Here is a 24,088-nt window from a genome sequence, read left to right on the forward strand (position 1 = left end):
AGGCCCATGGTTCTCTGCCCTCCGTTCCTGTCAGGCCGGCTGCCAGGAGAGGATCGCCCGGTACTGCGACTCGATGCCGCCCGCCGCGATGATGCTCGACGGAACCTGGGCCGACCCGGTGATGGCGTGATTGTCCTTGATCAGGACTTTCTTGTTGTCGTAGTCGGACGGACCGTTGGGCCAGTAGTTGCCCTCGATGTCCGTGGGGTCGTATGTGCCGTCGCCCGCCGTGTAGTTCACGTGCTTGCTGCCCCACGGCGAGACGTTGATGTTCCATACCGCGTTGCCGAGGATCGAGACGTAGGTGGCGCCGTTGTCGGTGTACAGGACGTGGCCGCCCGAGGTGTTGAGCTGGTCGTGGACGACGTTGCCGACGACCTTCTCGCCGTTGCTCATCGAGGTGCCGGTGATGCCGTTCGTGTAGACGGCGCCGCCGTCACCGAGCAGCGACATGTGGTCGTGGATCAGGTTGTACGAGATCGTGTTGTTGTTCGAGTAGTTGGGCTGTGCGGGCAGGCGCACCTTGTCGGGCCAGCCGCCCCAGCCGATGGAGATGGCCGTGTAGGGCACGTGGTCGATCTGGTTGTGGGCGATGGTCGATGTCTCGATGTATCCGGCGTCGACGGCGACCCCGCCGTGGTATTCGGTGGCGGTGTCGTAGAAGTGGCTGTCCTTGACGGTGATTCCGCTGGTGTGCTGTGCCGCGCTGCCGGGCTGGGGGATGTCCACGCCGCCCAGGTCGAGACCGTTGCCGGAGATGTCGGTGAACACGCAGGCGGTGACGGTGTCGTTCTGCGAGCCGTTGCCGAGGTCCAGTCCGGCCGCGCCGAGATGGACGAAGTAGTCGTGGTCGAAGTGGATGCTGCTGTCGTAGGTGAACCTCAGCGCGCCGGGCATCTTCGTCCAGTTGCCGTACGGGCAGGTGCCGCCCGACACGAAGGTGCACAGTCCCTGGGTGGCGTAGCCCGTGCTACCGGTGACCTGGTACGTCGCCTGGATCTCGGAGAAGCCCGTGCCGGTGTTGGAGGTCGTGTAGTTCGCGTAGCTGAACTGGATGCCCTGGAAGCCGATGTGACTGGGTTCGTCCGAGGCCTTGCCGGAGGTCGCCACGAGGGTGTCCAGCGAGGGTGCCTCGACGTCCGCGGTGGTCAGGTCCTGCCCGGAACGCGGGATGTAGTAGAAGCGGTGCTCGGTCTTGTCCAGGTAGAACTCACCCGGTTTGTCGAGGAGTTCGTAGGCGTTCTCCACCGCCGTCGGCGCCTCGGTGATCGATTTGCGGCCGACGAGGTTGTAGGTGCGGCCCGAGTCGTCGGTGCGCATGACCCGCCGGGTGGAGTTGTTCCAGCAGGGCTGGGCCATGGTGATGGCGGTACCGGTGACCGAGGCGACCGGACAGCGTGGCTCGGTCCACAGTCCGAGCCCGCCCCGGTAGACGAACTCGATCGCCGACCGATTGCGCCAGCCGGCCATCGGGTCGCCGGACGCCGTGGTGTATCCGGTCGCCGTCTGGGTCACTGACACCGGCAGAGAGCCTGTGGCGCGCTGGGCGCGTACGCCGTTCACGTACAGCTGCCGGGTGTCCAGGCCGCTGGGCGCCGGAGCGGACCAGATGCTGCTGTCGGCGCTGGTCCGCGACCAGCCGGTGACCTGAACACCGCCGCTGACGACGGGAGTCTGTCCGGCTGCCGCCTTCCACCACACGGTGCCGGCCGTGCCGCCGCCGGAGTCCGCGGAGCTGAAGGTGAGGGTCTTGGACAACCGGTAGACGCCTCCGGCCAGCATCACGGTGATGGGACCGGAGGTCGACTTGTCGATCGACCGGACCGCGGTCTGTGCCTTGGTGAGGGTACGGAAGGGGGCGTCGGCGCTGGTCCCCGGGTTGCTGTCACTGCCGCTCGGCGAGACGAAGTAGGTGACCGCGGTCGCGGCGTGCGCCGGCGAAGTGAGCGCCCCGAGGCACAGCACTGCGCAGAAGAGGGCCGCGAGGAGACGGTAAGACCCGATGAATAAGAAGGGCGGTCCGGCGGGTCTCGAGGCATGCGTTTGTTCTGTTGTCAAAAACATGCAGGAAACGTAGGGGTAGGGCAGCGAGAGGTCAATGACTGCGGCGCAGATACATCGGATCAATAGAGGTGGTCCGAGAGCCTGGGTGGGGTCATCCGAGAGACATACCGCACAACCATGGCAGAACTCCCCGATGTCGGGGTATCCGAGTTCGCGTAGGAGCCCTCCGCTGCATTGTTGCCGTTTGACAATAGTAGCCGTGAGGCAACAAAGTAAGCGGGTCGGACGTACGCGGGAAGGACCTGGAATGCTCCGGTGGACGGAGGCCACTCCGTGTGCTGGTCACCGACGTCGAAAGCCGACGGTGACACATGCGTCGCGAACGACGGTTCAGGCGGTTCGGCTGCCCGAATCCGCGACGTCGTCGTGTATCTGCGTCGCCGCGGCGGCGCAGAACGCTTCCAGCCCCTCCAGCAGCGCGACCCGCTTGGCGGCGGGCATATCCCGCAGCACCGTCTGCAGCTCCCTCTCCCGGCGGGCGCGCAGGTCGGCGAGGAAGGCGCGGCCCCGGTTGCTCAGGTGCAGCCGCACCTCACGCCGGTCCTCCGCGCTCACCTCCCGCTCGACGAACCCGGCGGCCACCAGCCGGTCGCACAGCCGGCTGGTGGACGGCGGGGTGGAGGCGAGGGACTCGGCGAGTGTGCGCAACCTGATGCCGTCCTGGTGCTCCAGGATGTGCAGCACCCGCAGCTGGGACGCGGAGGTGGGCGCCGTCGACGCCCGGCCCCACACGACCTCCAGCAGCTCGACGGCCGTGGTGGTCACACGCGCGACCTCATCGGGCTCCGGGGGGCGGCGGAAGGCAGTCACGATCACTCTCTCGCAGGCACTGGGGTGCCTGTCAGCGTACTAGCCGCGCGCCCTGGCCACCGAGACAACGGTCCGCCCGACGTGGCGCACCCGGCAGCTCGGCCTCGCGCGTGAACCAGGTCGTCCGGCGAAGGATTGGTGTTTCCCTCATCATGAAAAGATTTCTGGCCGCTGAACGCGCTCTGCGTACAGCGGCGCCCCACGAGTTGCTCGACGCCGTACGCGCCGCGCTGCTCGAGCAGTACGACGCGCGGAACGTCGAGTTGTACATGGCCGACTACGGACTGACCGTGCTGCGGCCCGTGTCGGTCCCACCGCACACGCCGGAGCCGGTGTCGGTGCACAACAGCCCGGCCGGCCGGGCCTTCGGGTCGCAGCGGCCGTATCTGGAGGAAGGTCGGAACGGGCGGACCCGTCTGCATCTGCCGGTCAGTGTGCGCGGCGACCGGCTCGGCGTGCTGTCCGTGACCCTGTCCGGCAGTGAGGCCGCCCGCCAGTGGGAACCCGAACTCGCCGAGATCGCCAATGTGCTGGGCCACGAACTGATCGTGGCCGAGCGCGACACCGACCTGTACCTGCAGGCGCGGCGCAAGGACCGGCTGACCCTGGCCGCCGAGATGCAGTGGCAGCTCCTGCCCGGCCGTTCGTGTTCCCGGCCGGAGTACGACCTCGCGGCCCAACTGGAGCCCGCCTACGCCATCTTCGGGGACAACTTCGACTGGTCGGCCACCGCCGACCACCTGATGCTGTACGTCACCAACGGTATGGGCGAGGGCATAGAGGCCTCCCTGCTGACGAACCTGGCCATCAACGCGCTGCGCAACGCCCGCCGCGCGGGCATCTCCATCGCCGACCAGGCGGCTCTGGCCGACCAGGCCATCTACGCCCACTATCAAGGGCGTTGCTATCTGTCGGTCCTGATGTTCGACTTCGACCTGACCACGGGCCGTACCGTCGTCGTGGACGCGGGCTCCCCGCGCCTGCTGCGGCTGCGCAACGGCAGCGTGGAGCCCGTCGACTTCGACGCCCAGCTGCCCCTGGGCATGTTCGAGGAGACCGACTACGTGGCGCAGGACTTCCACGTCGAGCCCGGTGACCGGCTCGTCTTCGTCAGTGACGGCGTCCATGCCGTCGCCTCTCCGAAGGGCGAGGCGTACGGCGACGAGGCTCTCACCCGGGCCGTTCAGGCCACCAGGCTGCTGCCTGCCGCCGAGGTGCCACGCGCGATCCTGCGGGAGCTGAGCGGCCACCGCGGCGGAGCCGTGCCGGACGACGACGCACTGGTCGTATGCCTGGACTGGCGCGGCAGGGCGCTGGATTGACGGTCCACCGGACCACTCGGCGTCAGGCGGTGTTGTGGGGCGCGTACACGGACGCTAATGTTTGTCATGCGGCAATAATTGTCTGATGGTCTGCCGCTCGGCGGGTCGCGGCCTCGCAGCAGGGAGACGATGCAGGTGGCGGAGCAGAACACGGCCATCGGGGCGGCGGGCGAACTGGCCGACTTCCTGCGGCGGCGCCGTGAGCAGATCGCCCAGCGATGGGCCGACGCGGCCTTGTTCCGTACGGTGTTCACCGTCGCCCGGGACGAGGCGGTCGAGGCGTCCAGGGCCGTCGTGGACGCACTGGCCGACGTGGCCCGCTCCGGACGGCTGGAGGATCTCGCGGCTCCGGGTTTCACCGCCGTCAGAGACCAGCTCGGCCGGATGTCCGCCTCCCGGGGCCGGGCCGGATTCACCCCCGCACAGATCGACAGCGAGGTCGCCGGCCTGCGCGCGCCGGTCATCGCCCTGCTGCGAGCCGAGTTCGACGCTTCCGCGGAGGGGCCCGCACATGACTGCGCCCTCGCGTTGACGGCCCTGATGGGCACGCTCCGCCTGGTGGTGCTGGAGACGACGGTGACTGAGGGCGAGCAGGTGATCGCCCGGCAGCACCAGCAGCTGCTGGAGGTCGCCACCCCGGTGATCAGGCTGTGGGAGGGCGTCGTCGCCGTCCCGCTGATCGGCATCCTGGACAGCGCCCGCAGCCAGGTGGTGATGGAGAGTCTCCTGGAGGCGATCGTCGAGCACGGGGCCGCGTACGCCATCCTCGACATCACCGGCGTGCCGACCGTCGACTCGCTCGTCGCACAGCACCTGATGAAGACGGTCGCCGCGGCACGCCTGATGGGCGCGGAGTGCATCGTGTCCGGTATCCGTCCGGCCATCGCGCAGACCATCGTCCATCTGGGCATCGACCTCGGGACGGTCGTCACGCGGGCCGGTCTCGCCGACGCCCTGGCCCACGCCCTCACCGAGCGGGGTGTCGTCGTCTCCCGGCACTCCCTCGCGGGAGCGAGCCCGCAGTGACCGGCGCCGCCACCCGTGCGGGCCCGGTGCCGCAGGCGGCGCCCGGGGACGTCGTGCCGGCCACCCCTGCTGAGCCGCGACGCGGTTCGGTTGCGATGGGCGCGGGCCTGCGCGACATCATCGGCAGGGAGTCCGTCGCCTCCTCCCACAAGCCTGTTCGGGCCAGGACGGCCGCCAACGCCAGGTCGTCGGCCGTCACGTGCGCGGCAGCTCCGACCGCCCACCCGGAAGAGGGTGCGTGATGCATGCCCCACCCGCCTCCACCACGCGCCTGCCGATCCGCTCGGACGCGGATCTGGCGTGGGTACGTCAGCAGGTGCGCCGCACGGCCGTAGGCCTCGGGTTCAACCTGGTCCAGCAGACCAAGCTGGTGACCGCGGCCAGCGAACTCGCCCGGAACACCCTCATCCACGGCGGCGGCGGCCATCTGGAGATCGCGGTGCTCGAGGACGGCCCCCGGCGCGGACTGCGGCTCACCTTCGTCGACACCGGCCCGGGTATCCGCGACATCGGCCAGGCCATGACCGACGGCTACACCACCGGTGGCGGCCTGGGTCTGGGACTGAGCGGAGCAGAGCGGCTGGTGCAGGAGTTCACCCTGGACAGCCGCCCCGGCGAGGGCACCACCGTCACCATCACCACCTGGGTCTCCGGCCTGCCCGCACCCCGCCCCGGCGGGGCCTGAACAGGGTGGGATGCGCGACTTCGCGCGATAGCGTGGAGATGACGAGGCGAGAGGGTGGACACCGTGAAGACGCCTGAACCGCTTCCCTCAGCGGAAGCCGAATTGCGTACGGCCGCCCCCCATGCGCTGGTGGCCACCGCACGCCGCCTCCTCGCCGAGCGGGTCGGCGCCCAGGAGGTGACACTGCTCCTCGCGGATTACGGCCTGACGGTCCTGCAAGCGGTCTCCCACCTGCCGCACACCCACAGCCCCGTCCCCGCTCACGAAGGGCCCGCGGGCAGCGCCTTCCGCACCCAGAAACCGGTGCTGGAAGTCGCGCAGGAGCCGACGGGCCATGTGGCACACCTGCCCATCACGGTGCGCGGGGACCGCCTGGGTGTCCTCTCCGTCCGACTGCCCGCCGGGGCCCCCGATCCGGGCACGGTACTTCAGCTGGGTGACTTCGCCACCGCGCTCGGCCATGAGGTCATCACCGCCGGCCGTGACACCGACGTCTACCTCCAGGCCCGCCGCACCCGCCGGCTCACGCTCGCCGCCGAGATGCAGTGGCAACTCCTCCCCGGCGGGGGCTGCGCCCGCGAGGAGTATGTCATCGGCGCCCACCTCGAACCCGCCTACGCCATCGGCGGTGACAACTTCGACTGGTCCGCCGGCGCGGACCACCTCGTCCTCACCATGACCGACGGTATGGGCCACGGCATCGACGCCTCTCTGCTCACCAGTCTCGCCGTCAGTGCCCTGCGCAACGCCCGCCGCGCCGACATCGCCCTCGCCGACCAGGCGTGCCTGGCCGACCAGGCCGTCTACGCCCAGTACGGCGGCAAGGTCTACGCCTCCACGCTGCTGCTGCGGTTCGAGCTGGCCACCGGCACCGTGTGCGCGGTCGACGCGGGTTCGCCCCAGTTGTTCCGCCAGCGGGACGGGCGCACCGAGCAGATCGAACTGACGGCCCAGCTGCCGCTGGGGATGTTCGAGGAGACCCTCTACGAGGAGCAGACGTTCCAGGTCCGGCCCGGAGACCGTCTCATCGCCGTCAGCACCGGGGTGCACGGTACGCGTTCCGCCATGGGCGATCTCTTCGGCGAACGTGCCCTGCGCCAGATCCTGAGTGCCACCCGTCCGACGGCACCGTACGACACGGCACGCGCGATCGTCGCCGGGCTGGTCGAGCACTACGGCAGCAGCGATCTCGCCACGGATGCCGCGGTGGTCTGTCTCGACTGGAACGGCCCCCGCACCTGAGGTCTCACGGGGAGCCGTCGCCTTCCTTGCCGGCGCCGTCCTGAGCCGTCAGGAAGGCCCGGATACCCCGGCTCAGCGCCGTCCGCTCGCCGGGCTCCATGGCCGCGAGAACCGCGACGAGCGCCTGGGACCGGCGCGCGGCCACTTCGGCAAGCACCTGCCGACCCCGGTTCGTGAGGACCAGTTGCACCTCGCGTCGTTTGTGCGGATGCAGCAGACGCTCCAGCAGGCCGGCCGCCTCCAGCCGATCACAGAGCCGACTGGCGGTGGGCGGCCCTATGTCCATGCCCTCGGCCAGAGCGGTGAGATTGAGCCCTGGTTCCGATTCCAGGATCCGCAGGGCCCGCAACTGGTGCGGCGACAGCCGCAGACTGGCTCCCTGGGCGGCCACCGACCACAGATCCGCGAGAGCGTCCACGGCGTCGGCGATCTCCAGCGCGACGGACCGGGGATCCCCTCCTGATCCGTTCGACCGGTCGTCTCCCGAGCCACTGAGACGAGTCACGCCCACATCACTTTCAGTAACCACCTGCCCATGCGGATGCCACTCTCATTGAACGCGGTACCCGAAGAGCCGTCGAGCAAGCACCTCCTGATCGTCTCTTGCTTCTTCCGCACATGCGCGGGCCTCCGCAGCGGGACGGCACCGGATGCACGGAGTCGCGACGGGGCAGTGACTGTCAGGCGGACTGGGATGTCTCCGGCTCGCCCTGCGGGGCGGGCTCGGCGGTTTCCGGGGTGGTGTAGAAGACGGAGCGGCCTTGCTTGGTGCGCTGGGCGTGGTTCCTGGCCACCAGTCCCTCGAGGGTGAGGCGCACGATCTTGGTCTTGATGTCCCGCTCGGGGTGCTGTTGTTGCAGTGCGGTGGCGACTTCGGCGGCGGAGCGGGGCTCCTGCTGGCCGGCCAGGTGTTCGCGGACGAGGTCGACGAGTTTCGGCGCGGTCGAGGCCGGGGCCGGGGCCGGCGCCGGGGTCTTCTTGCCTATCTTCCGGGCGGAAGCGGTGGACTTGGTGGCTCGTGCCTGCTTGCCCTTCCCGGATCCGGCGGCGGTCCTGCTCTTTCGGGGAGCGGGCGCCGTCTCCGGCTCGGGGGCAGGCTGGGGGGGAGCTGCCGGGACACCGAGAGCCTGCTGGATGTTCACCAGGACGGTGTGGTCCTCCTGCAGGGCGGTCAACTGCGACTGCAGTGCTTCGATCTCCTCCTGGAGGCGATCCTGCTCCTTGAGGTTGCGCTCAAGGTCGCCTGCCACCTGTGCGCTGTAGTGCGACGTCAACTCGCTGTTGCCGGCAGTGGTTTCGGACATGATGCTCACACTCCTTCGCGGGGCGTCACGGTCGACCGGAGACAGGCCATGACGTGTGCGGAATCCAACGCCTGTGCTGTTCATCCTGGTGCTGTGTGAGCAGCAGTCGTTACTGCCGCACAGCTGTGTTCAAGCGATAGTACGGAAGACATGTGCGTCGTTGTCCACCGCATGGCTGAAATCCAGCAGAATCCGAGCCAGGGACCACAGGAGCGAGGACATGGAACAGCGGGCCGCCATGACACACAGCGCGGGCCGGGAGCTGTCCCGGCCCGCGCTGTGTGTCGTACGTTCGATGTCAGCCGAGCAGCTTGCTCGCCAGAGTCGCGGCGTTGTACGAGCCCCAGCCGGTGGTGAAGTCCCAGCCGGTGGACGCGGAGTAGGCGCCGTTGCTGCCACTGGTGATGTCATGGAAGCCGGTGCCGCTCGCCGAGTACAGGGCCGGGTTGGCGAAGCCGAGGTTGGCCTTGCCCGCGGCGGCGGCCTGCTGGTTGTACAGGGCGGCGAACGCCGCCCACTCGGGGGCCGCGGCGCTGGTGCCGCCGACCGAGGACCAGGAGCCCTGCGAGTAGATGGACACACCGGGGCTGGGGTTGGCGTGCGCGGAGACGTCCGGCACCTGACGGTAGCCGCCGCCGGCGCTCTTCTGGACCGCGGTCTGCCAGCTCGGGATCTTGAAGACGGAGGACTTGCCGCCGCCACCGCCGGACCAGGCGACCTCCTTGCTCCAGGCGTTGGCGGAGGTGACGGTCAGCTTGGTGCCGCCGACACCGGTGACGTACGGGTCGCTGGCGGGGTAGTCGACGGACGTGCCGCCGTCGCCCGCGTCGTCGGAGCCGTCGTCACCGGAGGCGGCGTAGAAGCCGAGGCCCTGGGCCGCGCCCGCCTTGAAGACGGCGTCCACCGCGTTGATGTTGGACGTGGTGCGGGCGCTTTCGGCGGCACCCCAGCTGATCGAGGTGGTCGGGATGCCGCTGTCGACGATGGCCTGGTAGGTGTCGACCTCGCCGGCGTCGGAGTTCGGGCCCTCGAAGACGGTGACGTTCGCCTTCGGGGCGATGGCGTGCAGCACCTCGATGTCCAGCTCGACCTCGACCTGCCCGTCGCCGAGAGCGCCGGAGCCGCCGTCGACCTTCTGCACGGTCGGGGTGGGCGAGCCCAGGCTGTAGTTGGTGTCGTACTTGGTGATGTTGGACTGCTGGAAGCCGTCGAACTCCAGCAGGGCGATCTTCTGGCCGCTTCCGGTGTAGCTGCCGGAGACGTTGTACCCGCCCTTGAGCTGGGCCGGGGTGTAGCCGCCGCCGGGGCCGTTGTGCGGGGAGACGGTCCGGGTGATCGCCTGGTGGTGGAGTTGCACGCGGTTGTTGAGGCCGGCCACGTCGCTGACGAGGTGGGCGAGGCCGGACGGCAGTGTCGGCGCGCTGTCGTTGGCGTAGAAGGAGCGCCCCGACCTCGCGTCCTTCCAGGTCGACAGCTTGGTGCCGAAGGCCTTCTCCAGTTGCGCGGCGGTGCCGCTCGCGTCGATCAGCAGGTTGCCCGAGTGGACCTTGCCGACGGTGAGGCCCTGCGCGTGGAGGTAGTCCTTGAGCTGCCCGACCTCCGCGTCGGTGCGACCGAAGCGCGCCGCGAACCGGCTCTTGGTGAGGTAGTGACCGTAGGAGGCGGAGTGCGGATCGCTGACCTTGGCCACGAAGGTGTCGAGAGCGCTGCCGCCTCTGGGCGTCAGGCTGATGGCCACCGATATGCGCTTGTCGGCCGCGACGTTCCCGGTGCGGTGCGCGTTCTGCTTCAGGCCCGGCAGAACGTCTCCGGCGATGGCGGCACGCGTGGTGTGCGGGGCGTTCGCGGCGTAGGCGGCGGGGACGACCGCGGTGACGAGGGCCGGCGCGGCGAGCAGGCCGAGCAGTTTCAGACGAGACTTCACTGAAGTCCTCCGGAAAGTGGGGGAGTTGTTCCGAGAGCGGAACGGCTTCACCGTAGGAACTCCGGCCCCACCCCCATAAGCGGGGGAACCCTTGCGTTACGTGTTAACGGCGGATGTCATGTCAACGGTGTATGTCCACGGCGCGACGGCCCTGTGCGCCGGTGGGCTGAGCGACCGTCACCGCCCTTTCCCTGCGTTCCACTTGGCCGTCATCGCTGGTGTTCACAGCGGCCCCGGAGGCGATGACGGCGACCGCCATCGCGTGGGCGAGGGCGGTGCGCGAGCGGACCCCGACCTTGCGGTAGACCCGCGACAGGGTCCCTTCAACGGTCTTGACGCTGATGAACAGTTCGGCCGCGACCTCCCGGTTGGTGGCCCCGCCGCCCACCAGTTCGGCGATCCTGGCCTCGGTGGGCGTCAGGTCGGGACCCGTCTCACGGCTCGAGGCGTCGACGCGGGCGAGTTCGTCCCTCGCCCGGGCTGCCAGGGGAGCGGCGCCGGCACGGGTGGCGACCTCCAGCGCCTCGCCGAGGGCGGTGCGAGCGGCGCTCCGGCGACGGGAGCGGCGCTCGACCGTACCGAGCGCGAGGAGAGTGCGCACCAGGTCGACCGGCAGGGAAAGCTGCCGCAGCCGGTCCGCCGCCGCACCCAGTCGCGCCGCGCCCTCCTTCGGCCGGCCCAGGCCGGCCTCGCGCAGCCCCTCCGACCGTTCCAGAGCCGCCCACACGCTGGCGGGCGTGCGGGGCGAGACGCGCGCACGGGCTTCGCGGAGCACCGCCCCGGCCTCCTCCGTCTCGCCCAGCACGACGAGGGCTTCGGCCAGGTCGGCGTACCAGTGCAGCAGGGGCGGATCGGCGGCGCCCATGGCCGTACCCAGCTGCCTGACACGCCGCAACGCCTCCACCGCGGCCGCCGCCCCGTGGGGGTCGCCGCCGAGGAGCTGAGCCTGCCCGAGCGCGGCCAGCGCGCGCAGCAGGAACAGCCGGTCGCCGTCGGCCTCGGAGGCTGCCACCGCCTGCGCGGCCAGGCGCCGGGCCTCCTCGACGGTGCCGCCCGCGGTGGCCGCGAGCGCGGCCGCGTACAGCGCTGGGGCCGACCGGGCCATGACCTGCGAGCAGCGGGCCGCGGTGTCCAGGGCCTCGCGGCACAGTCCGGCGCGCACCTGGATCCGGGTCAGCGCCACCAGGGTCGCCATGACCTCCTCGACGCCCGCCAACTCCGCGATCCGGCTCAGGAGTTCGCCGACCTGCTTGCGGGCCTCGGTCACCCGGTCGGACTCCAGGGCCAGGATCGCCCGCATCCGGATCAGCCGCCAGCTCTGCGGGCCGCCTTCCGCGCCCCCGGCCAGGGCGAGCGCCTCCTGCAACGCGACGTCGGCGGCGAGCGGGTCGCCCGCCAGGGAGCGCACCCGGGCCAGCGTGGCGAGTGCCCCGATGCGGGTCTCCGTGTCACCCGCCACGTCGGCCTGGCGAGCGGCGAGCCGGGCATGACCGGCCGCCTTCTCCAACTCCCCGCACAACAGGCCTCGTACCGCCGCCCAGTGGTGCAGCCACGCCTCGGCCTCCGGGTCGCCCTCGGCGTCCCGCAGACCCTCTTCGATCAGGGCGTGGGTACCCTCCAGTGCCTGCCCCGCGCTGCGCAGCAGGATCAGGCGGGCCCGGACCCGCTGCCGGGCCGGGCCCACGGCGAGAACGGTCTCCGCCGCCTGGGCCGCCTTCTCCGACTGCCCCGCGTCACACGCGAAGTCGGCCGCTGCCAGAAGCCGTTCGGCCCGGTCCGCGGGCCGGTCACCGGGGGTGCGGCGGGCGGCCAGGCCGGCCAGTTCGCAGGCCGCCCCGAGGGCTCCGTCGAGTCGCGCGGACTCCGCGGCGGTCATCAGGGCCAGGGCGGTGGTCTCGTCCTCGTGCGGGTGGGCGTGGGCGAGATGGCGGGCCCGCTCCACGGGCTCGGTGACCGCGCGGGCCAGCACGGCGTGCGCTTGTCGGCGGTCGCTCTCCGTCGCGTCGGCGTGGACGGCGGTCCGGATCAGGGGATGGCAGAACCGTACGGTGCCTTCCGCGTCCGCCGTCGCGATGCCGAGCCGTTCGGCGTCCGCGAGAGCCGTGGCGGGGCTGGGGAGACCTGCCGCACGCAGCAGCGTGAGGCTGGGGTGAGCGGCGGTGGCGGCGACGAGGAGAGTGCGTCGCACGTGCTCCGGCAGGGTACGTGTCCGCCCCATCAGCAGGGTGCGCAGCCTTCGGGGCACGCGCAGCGGCGGCCCGAAGCCGTCGCGCGCCGGTCCGAGGAGGGCGGCCCGCGCCAACTCCAGTGCGTACAAAGGGTTTCCGGCGACCGTGTCCTGGATCGCCCGCAGTACCGCCGGCGGCAGGTCGGCACCGGTACCGTCCCGGACGAGGTCCGCCACTTCCTCATCCTTCAGCGGCGGCACCGAGAGTTCGGCGGTGCCCGGCGGGCAGCAGCGCAGCCGCTCGGGCTGTTCGCCCTCGGCCACCCGCTCGGCGGCCACCATCCTGACATCCAGGCCCTCCAGGCGCCGTACGGCGAAGGCGAGCGCCTCGGCGGTCGGCTCGTCGAGCCACTGCAGGCCGTCCACGACGAGGACGACCGGGTCGGCGGCGGCCAGGGTCCGCAGCACCTCGAGGACGGCGGCGCGCACCGCGAGCCGACCGCGCCCGTCCCGCGGTTCCGGGCCGCGCAGCAGGGCCGCGTCCAGTGCCCGCCGGAGCTCGGGCGCGAGGGCGTCCAGGTGGCTCCGCGGCACCGGTGCGAAAAGGTCGGCAAGCCCGGCGAACGGCAGCTCGCTGTCCTCCTGGGCGGGCGAGCAGCGCAGAACCGTGCCGACCGCGTCCGTCGTCAGCGCCGACACGAGGACGGACTTGCCGATTCCCGCGGGACCGTGGAAGAGGACGCCGGAACGGGCCGACAACCCGGCCCGGGCGGCGTCGAGCAGTTCGGAGCGCAAGGTCAGTGACCGCGCCGCCGCGGAGCTCGCCCGCCGGCTGTCCCGCACATCTCACGACCTCGAATCATGTGTTCATGACAACCTCACCGATTCGGCTTGTCAATGACCTCTGTCACGCCCGTCGATCACGCGGCCGCCGCCCCGGCCTGATCTGACACCCGCTCCTTGGGGGACGGCGGCCCGCAGTTCCCTCACCAGGGCGCGCACGACGGCCGACCTGGCCAGTTCGGGGGTGGTGACGTAGCCGACCCGGCGCGTCGGGCGTGTGGGGCCGAGGTCGGTGATCCCGACCGAGTCCGGCGCGCCGGACAGGGAGAGCGCGGGCATGATCGCCATTCCGTGACCCGCGCTCACCAGGGAGAGAACCGCTCCGTCGTCCTCGGCCACGACGGTCGCCTCCGGGATCCAGTCCTGTGCGGTCCACCAGTCGCGGGTGTACGAGCCGCAGTTCTCGGCCCAGTCGACCAGTGGCAGTGAACGCGGGGCGGCGTGACCCGCCGCGTGCACCAGGGAGTACGGCTCCTCGAAGAGCCCGCTCGCGACGAGGCCGGGCTCGAGCGCGACGGAGCCGCCCAGCGTGGCGAGGGCCAAGTCGGCCTTCCCGTCGGCCACTTCGCCTGCGGTGCCGCGTCCCACCTCGCGGACGATCCGCACCCGCGGCTCGATCCACGGATGCCGGGCGAGCAACCGCTCGAGGACGGGCGGCAGCAGATGGAGAGCCGCACTGCGGAAGGCCGCGATGCGCAGTTGACCCCGCGCCGCGTCGGAGCGGGCAGCACCGCGCGCTTCGGCGGTCAGGACGTCCAGCAGACGCAGGACGCGGCGGGCGTGTGCGACGGCTCTCTGCCCGGCCGGGGTGGGGCAGGCGCCGCTGCGGCCGCGTTCGAAGAGCACCGCACCGATCTTGCGCTCGCTGCCGCGCACCGAGTGGGAGACCGCGGACTGCGTGAGCCCGAGATTGCCGGCCGCGGCCGAGAAGGCGCCGGTGTCCGCGATCGCCACCAGCACGCGCAGTTCGTGCGGGGAGAGATCGGAGTCGATCGTGCGGGCCACGGGGCGCTCACCTCACCGTATGAGAACTGCTCATGGAACGGGGCGTCGCATGAGCCCAACCCACTGACCACCAGGCGCATTCCCGCCCTACGGTCCGGTCATGAACGAGACCGCGCTCACCGTGCACCAGACCGCCCGCCCGCACGGCTTCCCCACCGCCGAGCACTTCACCCTCGTCGAGTCCCCGCCTCCCGAACCGGCGGCCGGCGGCGCACTGGTGGAAAACCTCTACTGGTCCGTCGACCCCTACCACCGCGAGATGATGGACGACGTGCCCGGAGGCTTCGCGCTCCACGCCCCGCTGGAGGGCCGCACCATCGGGCGGGTGATCGCCTCGCGCACCCCCGGGTTGACCGAGGGCGAGACCGTGTTCCACCGGCGGGGCTGGCGCACGCACTCCGTGGTCACTCCCGAGGAGACACGTCACCTGCCCCGCTTCGAGGGGGTGCCGCTGACCGCGTACCTGAGCGTTCTCGGAGGCACCGGCCTGACCGCCTATGCGGGCCTGACCCGCATCGCCCGGCTCCAGGAGGGCGACGACCTGTTCGTGACGGCGGCGGCGGGCGGGGTCGGCACGGCGACCGGGCGATTCGCCCGGCTGCTCGGAGCCGGACGGCTCGTGGGCAGTACCGGATCGGCGGCGAAGGCCGCACACCTCACCCGGGAAGTCGGCTACGACGCCGCCTTCGACTACCACTGCGGACCCGCCGCCGACCTGCTCGGCAAGGCCGCACCGGACGGCATCGACGTGTTCGTCGACAACGTCGGCGGGGAGCAACTGGCCGCGGCGGTGGGAGCGCTGCGCCCGTCCGGACGCATCGTCCGCATCGGCACGATCGGCCAGTACAACACCCCCGAAGTGCCGCCGCCGCACTTCAACTACGCGGACCTCGTGGAGAAGAGCCTTCGGATGGAGGGCTTCCTGGTCAGCAACTACCTTGACCTGCAAGAGGAGTTGTACGACTTCGCGGTTCCTCACCTGCAGAGCGGCCGGCTCGCGTTGGACCAGACGGTGGTGGACGGCTTCGAGCACATCGTGCACGCGTTCCTGGGCATGCTGCGCGGCCGCAACACCGGCAAGACCATCGTGCGAGCGCGATGAGCCAGGGCTCACCGGCTCGCCTCCTGAACAGCGGGGAAAGCGGTGCGCCAGCCCAACTCAGGGGCGATCAGGTGCCGTACGTCGTGCAGGATCTGCTCGTACTCCTCCCGGTGGAACTCGTACGGCAGCTCCAGGCGCAGTTCCGACACCTGCGCGAGGACGGGATCGGCCGTCAGCCGCTCCAGGATCTGCTCCGCGGTGCCGACCACGTCCGGGGCGAACAGGAACCGCTTCCCGCCCAGCGCGGCGAGCGTCTGCGGCTTCAGGGTGCGCGCGTGTCGACTGGCCGCGTAGTCGCGGTAGCGGGTCCGGGTGGCCGCGTCGGCGCTGTCGTACGGCACGATCACCCGCCCCAGTGCCACACGTGTCGTCTGCCGGTCGTCGCCGAGGGCGCGCCGGTACTCGGCGAGCAGGTTCGCCTGGGCGGTGGTGAAGTCGTCGGTGTCCTCGCCGGAGACGATGTTGCCGGACAGCAGACCGAGGCCGTTCTCGGCGGCCCAGCGGACCGAGCGCAGGCTGCCTCCGCCGTACCAGATCCGCCGCACCAGACCGGGGTTGTGGGGTTGCAGCCGCGGCCGCTGGACGTTGCCCGGCGACTGGATCACGGTGTCCGGGCCGCCGAGGTAGTCGCCGCGCAGGTGGTCGACGAGGCGGGCGATCCTGCCGTACGACAGGTCGAAGCCGCGCCAGTCGCCGTCGTGCACCAGGTCGCCGAGGAGTTCGGCGTGCGGCATGCCGGTGCTGAAGCCGACCTGGAGGCGGCCGCGGGACAGGACGTCGGCCAGGGCGAGGTCCTCGGCCAGGCGGAAGGGGTTCTCGTAACCGATGGGAATGACCGCGGTCCCCAGCTCGACCCGCTCGGTGCGCTGGCCGGCCGCGGCGAGGAACACCGCGGCGGAGCCGACGCCGTGTTCGAGGTGGCGCTGGCGGATCCAGGCCCCGTCGTAGCCGAGCCGTTCGCCGTACTCGAAGAGCTGGAGGGTCTCCTCCAGGCCGGTGTAGGGGTCGTCGTCGGCGAAGTTGCCGGGGGTGAGGAAGGCCAAGGAGGTGATGGCGGGAGTGCTCACGACGCTGCTCCTCGGCTCGTGGCGGTCTGGGCGGGGGAGGGGAGCCGGCCGCCGGGGATGGCGGAGAGGAGTTCTCGGGTGTACTCGTGGCGGGGGTCGGTGAACAGCTTCTCGGGCGGTCCGGTCTCGACGACCCGGCCGGTCCGCATGACCGCGACCTGGTGGGCGATCTGGCGCACGACGGCCAGGTCGTGCGAGATGAACAGGTACGCGACGCCCGTGTCGGCCTGCAATTCGGCGAGCAGGTCGAGGACTTGGGCCTGGACGGACACGTCGAGCGCGGATACCGGCTCGTCGCAGACCACGAGGTCGGGGGAGAGGGCGAGGGCCCGGGCGATCGCCACGCGCTGGCGTTGTCCCCCGGAGAGTTCCGCCGGCCGGCGCTCCAGCGTGGCGGCGGGCAGGGCCACCCGGTCGAGGAGCTCGCGGGCCCGGCTGAGCCGGGAGGCACGGTCGCCGACCTTGAAGGCGCGCAGCGGTTCGGTGATCACCTCGGCGACGGAGAAGCGGGGGTCGAGGGAGGCGTAGGGGTTCTGGTAGACGAGCTGGGCGCGGCGGCGCAACTGCCGGGCCTGTGCGCCCTTGGCGGTGGTGACGTCGGTGCCGTCGAGGAGGATCTGTCCGGCGGTCGCGTCGGTGAGGCGCAGCACCAGGCGGGCGGTGGTGGACTTGCCCGAGCCCGACTCGCCGACCAGGGCGAGGGTCCGGCCGCGTCGGAGGGTGAGGCTGACGTCGTCCACGGCGCGCAGGGTTCGTGGCCCGTCACCGGCGCGGGGCAGCCTGTACTCCTTGACGAGGTTGCGTGCTTCGAGCAGCGGTGCCGTCTCCGCCTCGGGGGCGGAGACCGGGGTGCGGGGTCGGGCGGTCGTCAGGCTCGGGGCGCTGGCCAGCAGGTGCCGGGTGTAGGCGTCTTGCGGGCCGGCCAGGACGTCGCCGGTGGGGCCGGCCTCGACGACCTTGCCCCGGGACATCACCACCAGCCGCTGGGCCCGGTCGGCGGCGACCCCGAGGTCATGGGTCACCAGCAGGACCGCGGTGCCCAGTTCCTGGGTCAGGGTCTGGAGATGGTCGAGGATGACCCGTTGCACGGTGACGTCGAGCGCGCTGGTGGGCTCGTCGGCGATGATCAGCTCGGGCCGCGCCGCGATGGCGACGGCGATCAGGGCGCGTTGTCGCATCCCACCGGACAGTTCGTGCGGGTACTGACGCGCCCGTACGGCCGCGTCGGGCAGCCCGGCCCGGTCCAGGACCTCGACCGCCTCGGCGGGAGCCGATCGGCGGGTCGCCAGACCGTGGATGCGCAGCACCTCGGCGACCTGGTCACCGATCCGCCTGACCGGGTTGAGGGAGACCGTCGGATCCTGGGGCACCAGTCCGATGCGTGCCCCGCGGACGGTGCGCAGTTCGGCTTCCGAGAGGGTGGTGAGGTCGTGCCGGCCGAAGCGGACGGTGCCCGCGTCGATCCGGCCGTTCGCCGACAGCAGCCGGGTGATCGCGTGCGCGGTCGTGCTCTTTCCCGAGCCCGACTCGCCGACCACCGCGGTCACCTGTCCCGGCCACACGTCGAGGTCCACGCCCCGGACGGCCTCGACCGTGCCGCCCCGGGTGCGGTACGACACCGACAGACCGCGTATCTCCAGCAATGGTGTGGTCACGTCCTCACCGTCCTCACGTTCGTCGGTCATGGCTGTCGGGACCATTCGCCGTCCAGCGCGCGGGCAATGCGGTTGGTCGCCAGCACGGTCGCGGCGATGGCCAGTCCGGGCAGCGCGGTCAGCCACCAGGCGTTGGCGAGGTAGTTGCGGCCGTCGGAGATCAACGTGCCCCACTCCGGGGCGGGCGGGGGAGCGCCGTAACCGAGGAAGCTGAGGGCGGAGACGGCCAGGATGGAGGAGCCGAAGTCGAGGGTGGCCAGGACGATCACCGGGCCCGCCGCGTTGGGCAGCACATGCCGGCCCAGCACCGAGTACCAGCGCGCCCCGCTCGCCCGCGAGGCCTCCACGAACACCGCCTGCCGCACCCGCAGCACCTCCGCGCGCGCCACCCTTGCGAACGAGGCGACGCTGGCGATGCCGACCGCGACCGCCACCTTCACCGTGCCGTAGCCCAGCGCGGTGACCAGGGCAAGGGACATGAACAGCGCGGGGATGGACAGCAGTACGTCGACGAAGCGCATGAGGACGTCGTCCACCCAGCGGCCCACGAACCCGGCGACCACCCCGAGCAGTCCGCCGACCACGAACGCGACCAGGACGGCGATCAGCGTCGCCTTGAGGGACAGTTGGGCGCCGTGGACGACCCGGGAGAACACGTCCCTGCCCAACTCGTCCGTGCCGAACCAGTGATGTGCGCTCGGGCCGCGGAAGTTCTGGGCGGGGACGCCCTTCAGCGGGTCCTGAGAGGTGAACAGTCCCGGCCAGAACGAGGCCAGTACCACCAGGACGAGGACGACGACCGACAGCAGCAGGCCCGGTCGGCGGGCCAGGAACCGCAGCAGACGTCGTACGTCGCCGCGGCTGCGCGGCTCGGGGCCGGGGGCCGTGTCGACCGGCCGGGCCAGGCCGAGGGCGGTGTCGTCGACGAGGCTCTGGCTCATGCGAGGGCCGCCCTTCCGTTCGAGGCCACCACGATCCGTGGATCGAGGAGTGGGTAGACCAGGTCGACGACCAGGTTCGTAGTCACGAAGATCAGCGCTCCGAACACCACGACCCCTTGCACGAGCGGGATGTCCTGGGCCGTGACCGCCGCCGCGGTGACGCGGCCGAGGCCGTCGCGGGAGAACACGGTCTCCACCACCACGGAACCGGCGATCAGTTGCCCCACGAGCAGACCGACGACCGTCAGCGCCGGCAGGGACGCGTTGCGCAGGGCGTGCCGCAGATGGACCCGCCACCGGTCGGCGCCCTTGGCCCGCGCCGTCTCGATGTACGCCTGGTCCAGTGCGGTGAGCAGGCTCTTGGCGAGCACCTGGGCGACCTGCGCCCCGGTCGGCACCGCCAGCGTCAGGGCCGGCAGCACCAGGCCCCGCAGGCCGTCGTTGCCGAACGCGGGAAACCAGTGCAGCCGGAAGGAGAACAACTCGACCAGCAGCAGCCCCACCCAGAACGTCGGGACGGACACCCCCAGCGGCGGCAGCGACAGCAGCAGCTGCCGCAGCCAGCGCTGAGTGGTGTACGTCGCCACCACCGCCAGACCGCCGCCGAGGAGCACCGCGAGCAGCAGGGCCGTGCCGGTCAACTGCAGGGTCTGCGGCAGGGCGTCGGCCAGCGTCGAGGTCACCGCGCGACCGGTGGACACCGAGTCGCCGAAGTCCCCGCGCACCGCCCGGCCGAGGTACTCGGCGTACTGCACCAGCACCGGCTTGTCGAAGCCGTACTCGTGCCGCAGGGCGGCGATCTGCTGCGGGTCGACCTGCCCCGAGTCCATCCCGGCACTGGCCATCGCCGTGACCGGGTCGCCCGGCAGATAGTCCAGCACCAGGAACGAGACCGTGTACGCCGCCCACAGCACGCCGACCGCCTGCGCGAGCCGTTTGATCACATAGCGGCGCATGCGTCAGCCGATCCAGGTGTCGTGCAGCTGGAGCCGGCTGGAGGCGTCGAAGTCCAGGTCGTGCACCTTCTTCGACACGCCCAGCTGGGTCTGGAGCTCCACCACCGGGGCGTAGTAGGCGTTCTGCACGATCAACTGCTGCGCCTCGCCGACCAGTTGCCTGCGCTTGGCCGGGTCGACGGTAGCGGCCTGCTCGGACAGTGCCGTGTCCAGGGAACTCGGGGGCAGGTGGTAGAAGTTGGCCAGCTCGGTGGAGAAGGAGCTGCGCAGGATGTCGGGGTCGGCGCGGGTCACGTTCCCCCACACCGCGTCGTAGTCGCCCGACTGGAGTGTCGGGGCGAACTGCGTGACCTGGAGCTGCTTGAGGGCCACGTCGACACCGACGGCCTTGAGCTGCTGCTGAACGAGTTCCAGCGCGGGCTGGTTGGTGGCTGCGTTGGGAAACCACTTGATCGTCAGACTCAGCTTCTGGCCGCCCTTGGCGCGGATGCCGTCGCTTCCGGTCTTCCAACCGGCCGCGTCCAGCAGGGACTTGGCCTTGGAGGCGTCGAAGGTCAGGCCGGAGGCGAGGTCGGTGTAGTCGGGTGTGGTGTGCGCGAGGACGCTGGTGGCCGGGCGGGTGCCGGTCGGGAACACGGTGTCGGCGATCTGCTGCCGGTCGATGGCGTGGAGGATCGCCTGACGCACCTTGGCGTCCTTGAACAGCGGCCGGGAGTTGTTCAGGCCGAGACCGAACACCACCCCGGGGTTGGCCCGTCGCTGAAGGGTGACCTGGCCGCCCTTGAGCGCCGCCTCGTTGGCCTTGCCGACGCTGGCGACGGCGTCCACCTGACCGGACTGCAGGCTGCCGGCCCGCACCCCCGCCTCCGGCACGACCTTGAACACCAGCTTGTCGAGATACGCCTCGCCCTTCTTCGACCACAGTGACGATCCCCAGGCGTATCCGGTGCGCCTGGCGAGTGTGAGGGACTGGTTCTGCACGTACTGCTTCAGCACGAACGGTCCGGAGCCGGTCACCCCGTCGCTGCACTTCTGCTGCGGGGTCTTCTTCACGCTGGCCGAGGACTCGATGCCGAGCGAGTGCGTCGAAGTGGCCTGCAGGAACTGGGCGTTGGGCTGGCTGAAGGTCACCTTCACGGTGAGCGGGTCGACCACGGTGGTGCTCTTGACGCCGCTCAGGTAGCCCTCGGCGAGCGTGCCCAGGGCGCCGAGCTTCGGAACCGCGTCGAAGTTGTCCTTGACCACCTGCGCGGTCAGCTTCGAGCCGTCGCTGAAGGTGACGCCGGAACGCAGGTGGAAGGTGAAGGTCGTGGCGTCGGGACTGACGTCCCAGCTCTTGGCCAGCCACGGCACGATCTTGCCGGTCTTCGGGTCCTGGTCCGTCAGGGAGTCCACGATCTGGCGCACCGAGTAGATGGTCTCGTTGCTGGCGACCTGCTGCGGATCCACGCAGCCGGAGTCCGACCCCACCGCGAAGGTCAGGGTGCCGCCGGACCTGGGCTGTCCGGTGCCGCCGCCCGCGTCGCCGCCGCCCGATCCGCAGGCGGTCAGCAGGGCGCTGGTGGTCACAACGGCGGTCAGTGCCGCCCACCGAGAGGTTCTGACATGGGGAAGTGCGATCACGGAGGGCTTCTCCTACTCGTGTCACCAGGCACGGCGGTGGTACGGGGCACGGCCGTGCGAGGGCGTGCGGACCCGCTCGGCGTGATGCCGACGTCGGGGAGCGCTGTGCAGACAGGGATCAGTGGAAAGGAAGAACGGGGATCAGCGGAAACGAAGTACGCGGATCATGTGCAGGCGGATGCGGCGGCGACTGGTGCCGGACGGCGACCAGCGCTGAAGAGGCGCGTCAGGCCTGACAGAGACAGCTGGTCGAGCGCTTGAGATCGATGTGGCGCCGACGCGAGAGCCGGGAGAACACGGTGGCGCCGGCGAAACGGGCGCTGAGGTCACCACCGTGCCGCATGTCGGTCCTCCACCTGTCCGGCCCCGGTCACGGGGCCACGCGCTTGCGGGATCGTCGGTGGTCCCGCCGGGCTTTCACCTGGAGCACCCCACCGCGTGGGAGGGTTGCCGGTCAGCGAGCCAGGGCTTGACGCTGACACTCAATGCCAATCGTGATCGTACGGAGAGATCTTGCCGTTGGTCAATGGCCGGGCGCCGGGCCCAGCTCAGGAACCGCCGCGCTCGCGGGGGATCTTCTGACCGGCCTCGATCGCCACCGGCAGTCGGTTCTCGCCCGGGGGCAGCGGGCACGTGGCCAGGTCCGTGTAGGCGCACGGCAGGTTCGTGGCGCGGTTGAAGTCCAGGACGACCCGGCCGTCGGCGGCGGGCGGCTCCAGCCACAGGGCCCGGTTGGCGGCGTAGGTGGTGACCCCGGAGGTGGCGTCGGTGAACAGCACCAGCAGCCGGCCCTCGCCGGCGCCGGGGAACGCGGTGAGGGACAGCTGACGTCCGTCCAGCTCGAAGTCGATCCTGCCCGGAGCGTCATAGACGTGCTCCAGGCCCTCGACGGCCGCCCCCACGGTGGTCGGCCGGGGCGTGTCGAAGGGGACGTAGCGGCCGGTCACGGCCCAACGCGGGTCAGGTGCGTAGGCAGGGGTTCCGGTGAAGGCCGTGCGCCGGGGCGCGTCCGGGTGCCGGGGGCGCACGATGTCGTGGCCGCCGCGCTTGGCGACCTCGATGACGGCGTCTTTCCACACCGCGTTGACGCCGCCGCGCTCGGGGAGCACGCCGAAGCGGTGTTCACCGCGCACCGTGGTTCCGTCGACGACCAGTTCATCGCCCTCGTCGAGAGTGACGACGACCCCGTCGGGGCCGGTGTGCCAGGCGCCGGGCGCGTCCGGGAAACGCTGTGGGTGGTCGTCGAGCCAGTGTTGGCCGGTGATCGCCAGAATGCCGTGCGGGGCGGAGAGTCGGGCCTCCTGGGCCCGGTACCACTCCAGCCAGGTCTCGGTGAAGGTGTGGAGGTCGGTCGCGGTGGCCTCGGTGGTCAAAGGATGCTCCTTCGTGCTGGGGCTGTCGGGTCTTCGGGGCGGTTCAGCGGGCGAGTTCGCCGAGGAGTCGCCAGGTGCGTCGGCGGTCGGCCTCTCCGGCGATCTCGGTGCCCGAGAACACGACCTCGGTGGCGCCCGCGTCGCGGTAACGGCGCACCTCGGCCTCGACGGTCCGCTCGTCGCCGATCACGGCCAGGTCGGCGGCTCGTCGGGCGCCGGAGAGTTCGATGACCCGGGCGTAGGACGGGATCCCCTCGTAGAAGGCGAGGTTCTCGGTGGCCTTGGCCCGTACTGCCTCCACGTCGTCGGTGACCACGCCCGGCACCAGGGCGACGATCCTCGGCGCGGGGCGGCCGGCGGCCTCGGCGGCGGTGGTCAGGGCGGGCACGATGTGGTCCGCCAGGGCGCGCGGTCCCGCCAGGTACGGCAGGATCCCGTCGGCCAGTTCACCGCTGACCCGCAGCGCCTGCGGTCCCATCGCGGCGACCAGCAGCGGGACACCTCTCTCAGCACCCGGTACCCGCGCCGGGAGCGGGGTGGTGGCGGTCAGCAGCTCCCCGTGGAAGTCGGCCGTGCCGGTCTCGGTCAACTGCCGCAGTGCGGTGAGGAATTCACGCAGCCGGGCGATGGGCCGCTCGAAGGGCAGGCCGAAGGCGGTCTCCGTCAGCCGTTTCGTGCCCAGGGCCAGACCGAGGTGGTAGCGGCCGTGGGTCGCGGCCTGGGCGGTCTGGGCCTGGCTGGAGACGAGCAGTGGGTGGCGGCCGAAGACTGGGATCGCGGAGGTGCCGACCTGCAGTCCCGGCACCTCGCGCCCGACGATCGCCGCGAGCTGGGGCGAGTCCGCGCCGAAGGTCTGCCCGAACCAGGCCGACGTGACGCCCAACTCCGCTGCCTCATGGGCCAGTCGTACGGCGGCGTCGACCTGGTTCGGCGCGTCGGACGCGGTGAGCACTACTCCAACCGTCATGTCGGTTCAGAA

Annotated in this window: 20 protein-coding genes and 1 riboswitch; of the genes, 5 read left to right on the top strand and 15 right to left on the bottom strand. The window is 70.9% G+C overall.

The window, feature by feature from the left end:
* Window positions 1-30: 30 nt before the first annotated feature.
* Both GRC12_RS07175 and GRC12_RS07180 read right to left on the bottom strand, forming a co-directional pair.
* On the bottom strand, window positions 31-1,965 hold the full coding sequence (locus GRC12_RS07175) for a right-handed parallel beta-helix repeat-containing protein (RefSeq protein WP_208778236.1): 1,935 nt from the start codon (window positions 1,963-1,965) through the stop codon (window positions 31-33).
* A 429-nt stretch (window positions 1,966-2,394) separates the two neighbouring features.
* Window positions 2,395-2,829 (bottom strand): MarR family winged helix-turn-helix transcriptional regulator, encoded by a 435-nt coding sequence (locus tag GRC12_RS07180; RefSeq protein ID WP_208778237.1) that lies wholly within the window; start codon window positions 2,827-2,829, stop codon window positions 2,395-2,397.
* Window positions 2,830-3,026: 197 nt separating this feature from the next.
* Here GRC12_RS07180 and GRC12_RS07185 point away from each other — a divergent pair, with 197 nt between their 5' ends.
* From GRC12_RS07185 to GRC12_RS07200, 4 genes are all read left to right on the top strand, one after another.
* Entirely contained in the window at window positions 3,027-4,196 is a 1,170-nt protein-coding gene (locus GRC12_RS07185) for a PP2C family protein-serine/threonine phosphatase (RefSeq protein ID WP_208778238.1), read from the top strand.
* A gap of 129 nt (window positions 4,197-4,325) precedes the next feature.
* Window positions 4,326-5,222: an STAS domain-containing protein gene (locus GRC12_RS07190; protein ID WP_208778239.1), complete on the top strand. Its 897-nt coding sequence runs from the start codon at window positions 4,326-4,328 to the stop codon at window positions 5,220-5,222.
* A gap of 241 nt (window positions 5,223-5,463) precedes the next feature.
* Complete coding sequence (locus tag GRC12_RS07195; protein WP_208778240.1) at window positions 5,464-5,907, top strand: ATP-binding protein; 444 nt, start codon at window positions 5,464-5,466, stop codon at window positions 5,905-5,907.
* Between the two features lie 54 nt (window positions 5,908-5,961).
* Window positions 5,962-7,149, top strand: a complete 1,188-nt coding sequence (locus GRC12_RS07200) for a PP2C family protein-serine/threonine phosphatase (RefSeq protein ID WP_208778241.1) — start codon at window positions 5,962-5,964, stop codon at window positions 7,147-7,149.
* Window positions 7,150-7,153: 4 nt separating this feature from the next.
* Here GRC12_RS07200 and GRC12_RS07205 read toward each other — a convergent pair whose 3' ends face one another.
* The 5 genes from GRC12_RS07205 to GRC12_RS07225 form a co-directional block, all read right to left on the bottom strand.
* Window positions 7,154-7,654: a MarR family winged helix-turn-helix transcriptional regulator gene (locus tag GRC12_RS07205; protein WP_208778242.1), complete on the bottom strand. Its 501-nt coding sequence runs from the start codon at window positions 7,652-7,654 to the stop codon at window positions 7,154-7,156.
* 175 nt (window positions 7,655-7,829) lie between these two features.
* Window positions 7,830-8,453, bottom strand: a complete 624-nt coding sequence (locus tag GRC12_RS07210; protein WP_208778243.1) for a hypothetical protein — start codon at window positions 8,451-8,453, stop codon at window positions 7,830-7,832.
* Window positions 8,454-8,751: 298 nt separating this feature from the next.
* Window positions 8,752-10,377: a S53 family peptidase gene (locus GRC12_RS07215; RefSeq protein WP_208778244.1), complete on the bottom strand. Its 1,626-nt coding sequence runs from the start codon at window positions 10,375-10,377 to the stop codon at window positions 8,752-8,754.
* A gap of 121 nt (window positions 10,378-10,498) precedes the next feature.
* Window positions 10,499-13,387 carry an AAA family ATPase gene (locus GRC12_RS07220; protein WP_308286490.1) on the bottom strand — a complete coding sequence of 963 codons (2,889 nt, stop codon included), beginning with the start codon at window positions 13,385-13,387 and terminating at the stop codon, window positions 10,499-10,501.
* Between the two features lie 51 nt (window positions 13,388-13,438).
* Entirely contained in the window at window positions 13,439-14,392 is a 954-nt protein-coding gene (locus tag GRC12_RS07225; RefSeq protein ID WP_208778245.1) for a LysR family transcriptional regulator, read from the bottom strand.
* A 100-nt stretch (window positions 14,393-14,492) separates the two neighbouring features.
* On the opposite strand from GRC12_RS07225, the gene GRC12_RS07230 reads away from it, so the two are divergent.
* The gene (locus tag GRC12_RS07230) at window positions 14,493-15,494 is read left to right on the top strand and encodes an NADP-dependent oxidoreductase (RefSeq protein ID WP_208778246.1); all 1,002 of its coding nucleotides are present in this window, start codon (window positions 14,493-14,495) and stop codon (window positions 15,492-15,494) included.
* A gap of 8 nt (window positions 15,495-15,502) precedes the next feature.
* Here GRC12_RS07230 and GRC12_RS07235 read toward each other — a convergent pair whose 3' ends face one another.
* The 8 genes from GRC12_RS07235 to GRC12_RS07265 all read right to left on the bottom strand — a co-directional run bounded on the left by GRC12_RS07235 (window position 15,503) and on the right by GRC12_RS07265 (window position 24,076).
* Window positions 15,503-16,561: an LLM class flavin-dependent oxidoreductase gene (locus GRC12_RS07235; protein WP_208778247.1), complete on the bottom strand. Its 1,059-nt coding sequence runs from the start codon at window positions 16,559-16,561 to the stop codon at window positions 15,503-15,505.
* Window positions 16,558-18,246, bottom strand: a complete 1,689-nt coding sequence (locus GRC12_RS46360; RefSeq protein WP_208778248.1) for a dipeptide ABC transporter ATP-binding protein — start codon at window positions 18,244-18,246, stop codon at window positions 16,558-16,560. The genes GRC12_RS07235 and GRC12_RS46360 overlap by 4 nt, the downstream gene beginning before the upstream one ends.
* Window positions 18,243-19,157 (bottom strand): ABC transporter permease, encoded by a 915-nt coding sequence (locus GRC12_RS07245; RefSeq protein WP_208778249.1) that lies wholly within the window; start codon window positions 19,155-19,157, stop codon window positions 18,243-18,245. The genes GRC12_RS46360 and GRC12_RS07245 overlap by 4 nt, the downstream gene beginning before the upstream one ends.
* On the bottom strand, window positions 19,154-20,113 hold the full coding sequence (locus GRC12_RS07250; RefSeq protein ID WP_208778250.1) for an ABC transporter permease: 960 nt from the start codon (window positions 20,111-20,113) through the stop codon (window positions 19,154-19,156). The genes GRC12_RS07245 and GRC12_RS07250 overlap by 4 nt, the downstream gene beginning before the upstream one ends.
* Before the next feature lie 3 nt (window positions 20,114-20,116).
* The gene (locus GRC12_RS07255) at window positions 20,117-21,736 is read right to left on the bottom strand and encodes an ABC transporter substrate-binding protein (RefSeq protein WP_208778251.1); all 1,620 of its coding nucleotides are present in this window, start codon (window positions 21,734-21,736) and stop codon (window positions 20,117-20,119) included.
* Between the two features lie 226 nt (window positions 21,737-21,962).
* The gene (locus tag GRC12_RS46890; protein ID WP_023551189.1) at window positions 21,963-22,079 is read right to left on the bottom strand and encodes a putative leader peptide; all 117 of its coding nucleotides are present in this window, start codon (window positions 22,077-22,079) and stop codon (window positions 21,963-21,965) included.
* A 34-nt stretch (window positions 22,080-22,113) separates the two neighbouring features.
* Window positions 22,114-22,226: riboswitch (SAM riboswitch) on the bottom strand.
* A 58-nt stretch (window positions 22,227-22,284) separates the two neighbouring features.
* Window positions 22,285-23,109, bottom strand: coding sequence for a DUF1684 domain-containing protein (locus tag GRC12_RS07260; protein WP_208778252.1), 825 nt, complete (start codon window positions 23,107-23,109; stop codon window positions 22,285-22,287).
* Between the two features lie 43 nt (window positions 23,110-23,152).
* A complete protein-coding gene (locus GRC12_RS07265) occupies window positions 23,153-24,076 on the bottom strand; it encodes an LLM class F420-dependent oxidoreductase (protein WP_208778253.1) in 924 nt (307 codons plus the stop codon).
* Window positions 24,077-24,088: the final 12 nt, after the last annotated feature.

This window comes from Streptomyces griseorubiginosus (genome assembly GCF_017614965.1).
GTDB classification, from domain to species: Bacteria; Actinomycetota; Actinomycetes; order Streptomycetales; family Streptomycetaceae; genus Streptomyces; species Streptomyces griseorubiginosus_B.

Excerpts from the sequence above, each read along its gene's own strand:
- GRC12_RS07190 (WP_208778239.1), top strand. The coding sequence starts at position 4,326 with ATGCAGGTGGCGGAGCAGAACACGGCCATCGGGGCGGCGGGCGAACTG.
- GRC12_RS07250 (WP_208778250.1), bottom strand. The coding sequence starts at position 20,113 with ATGCGCCGCTATGTGATCAAACGGCTCGCGCAGGCGGTCGGCGTGCTG.
- GRC12_RS07265 (WP_208778253.1), bottom strand. The coding sequence starts at position 24,076 with ATGACGGTTGGAGTAGTGCTCACCGCGTCCGACGCGCCGAACCAGGTC.
- GRC12_RS07195 (WP_208778240.1), top strand. The coding sequence starts at position 5,464 with ATGCATGCCCCACCCGCCTCCACCACGCGCCTGCCGATCCGCTCGGAC.
- GRC12_RS07245 (WP_208778249.1), bottom strand. The coding sequence starts at position 19,157 with ATGAGCCAGAGCCTCGTCGACGACACCGCCCTCGGCCTGGCCCGGCCG.
- GRC12_RS07230 (WP_208778246.1), top strand. The coding sequence starts at position 14,493 with ATGAACGAGACCGCGCTCACCGTGCACCAGACCGCCCGCCCGCACGGC.
- GRC12_RS46360 (WP_208778248.1), bottom strand. The coding sequence starts at position 18,246 with ATGACCGACGAACGTGAGGACGGTGAGGACGTGACCACACCATTGCTG.
- GRC12_RS46890 (WP_023551189.1), bottom strand. The coding sequence starts at position 22,079 with ATGCGGCACGGTGGTGACCTCAGCGCCCGTTTCGCCGGCGCCACCGTG.
- GRC12_RS07185 (WP_208778238.1), top strand. The coding sequence starts at position 3,027 with ATGAAAAGATTTCTGGCCGCTGAACGCGCTCTGCGTACAGCGGCGCCC.
- GRC12_RS07210 (WP_208778243.1), bottom strand. The coding sequence starts at position 8,453 with ATGTCCGAAACCACTGCCGGCAACAGCGAGTTGACGTCGCACTACAGC.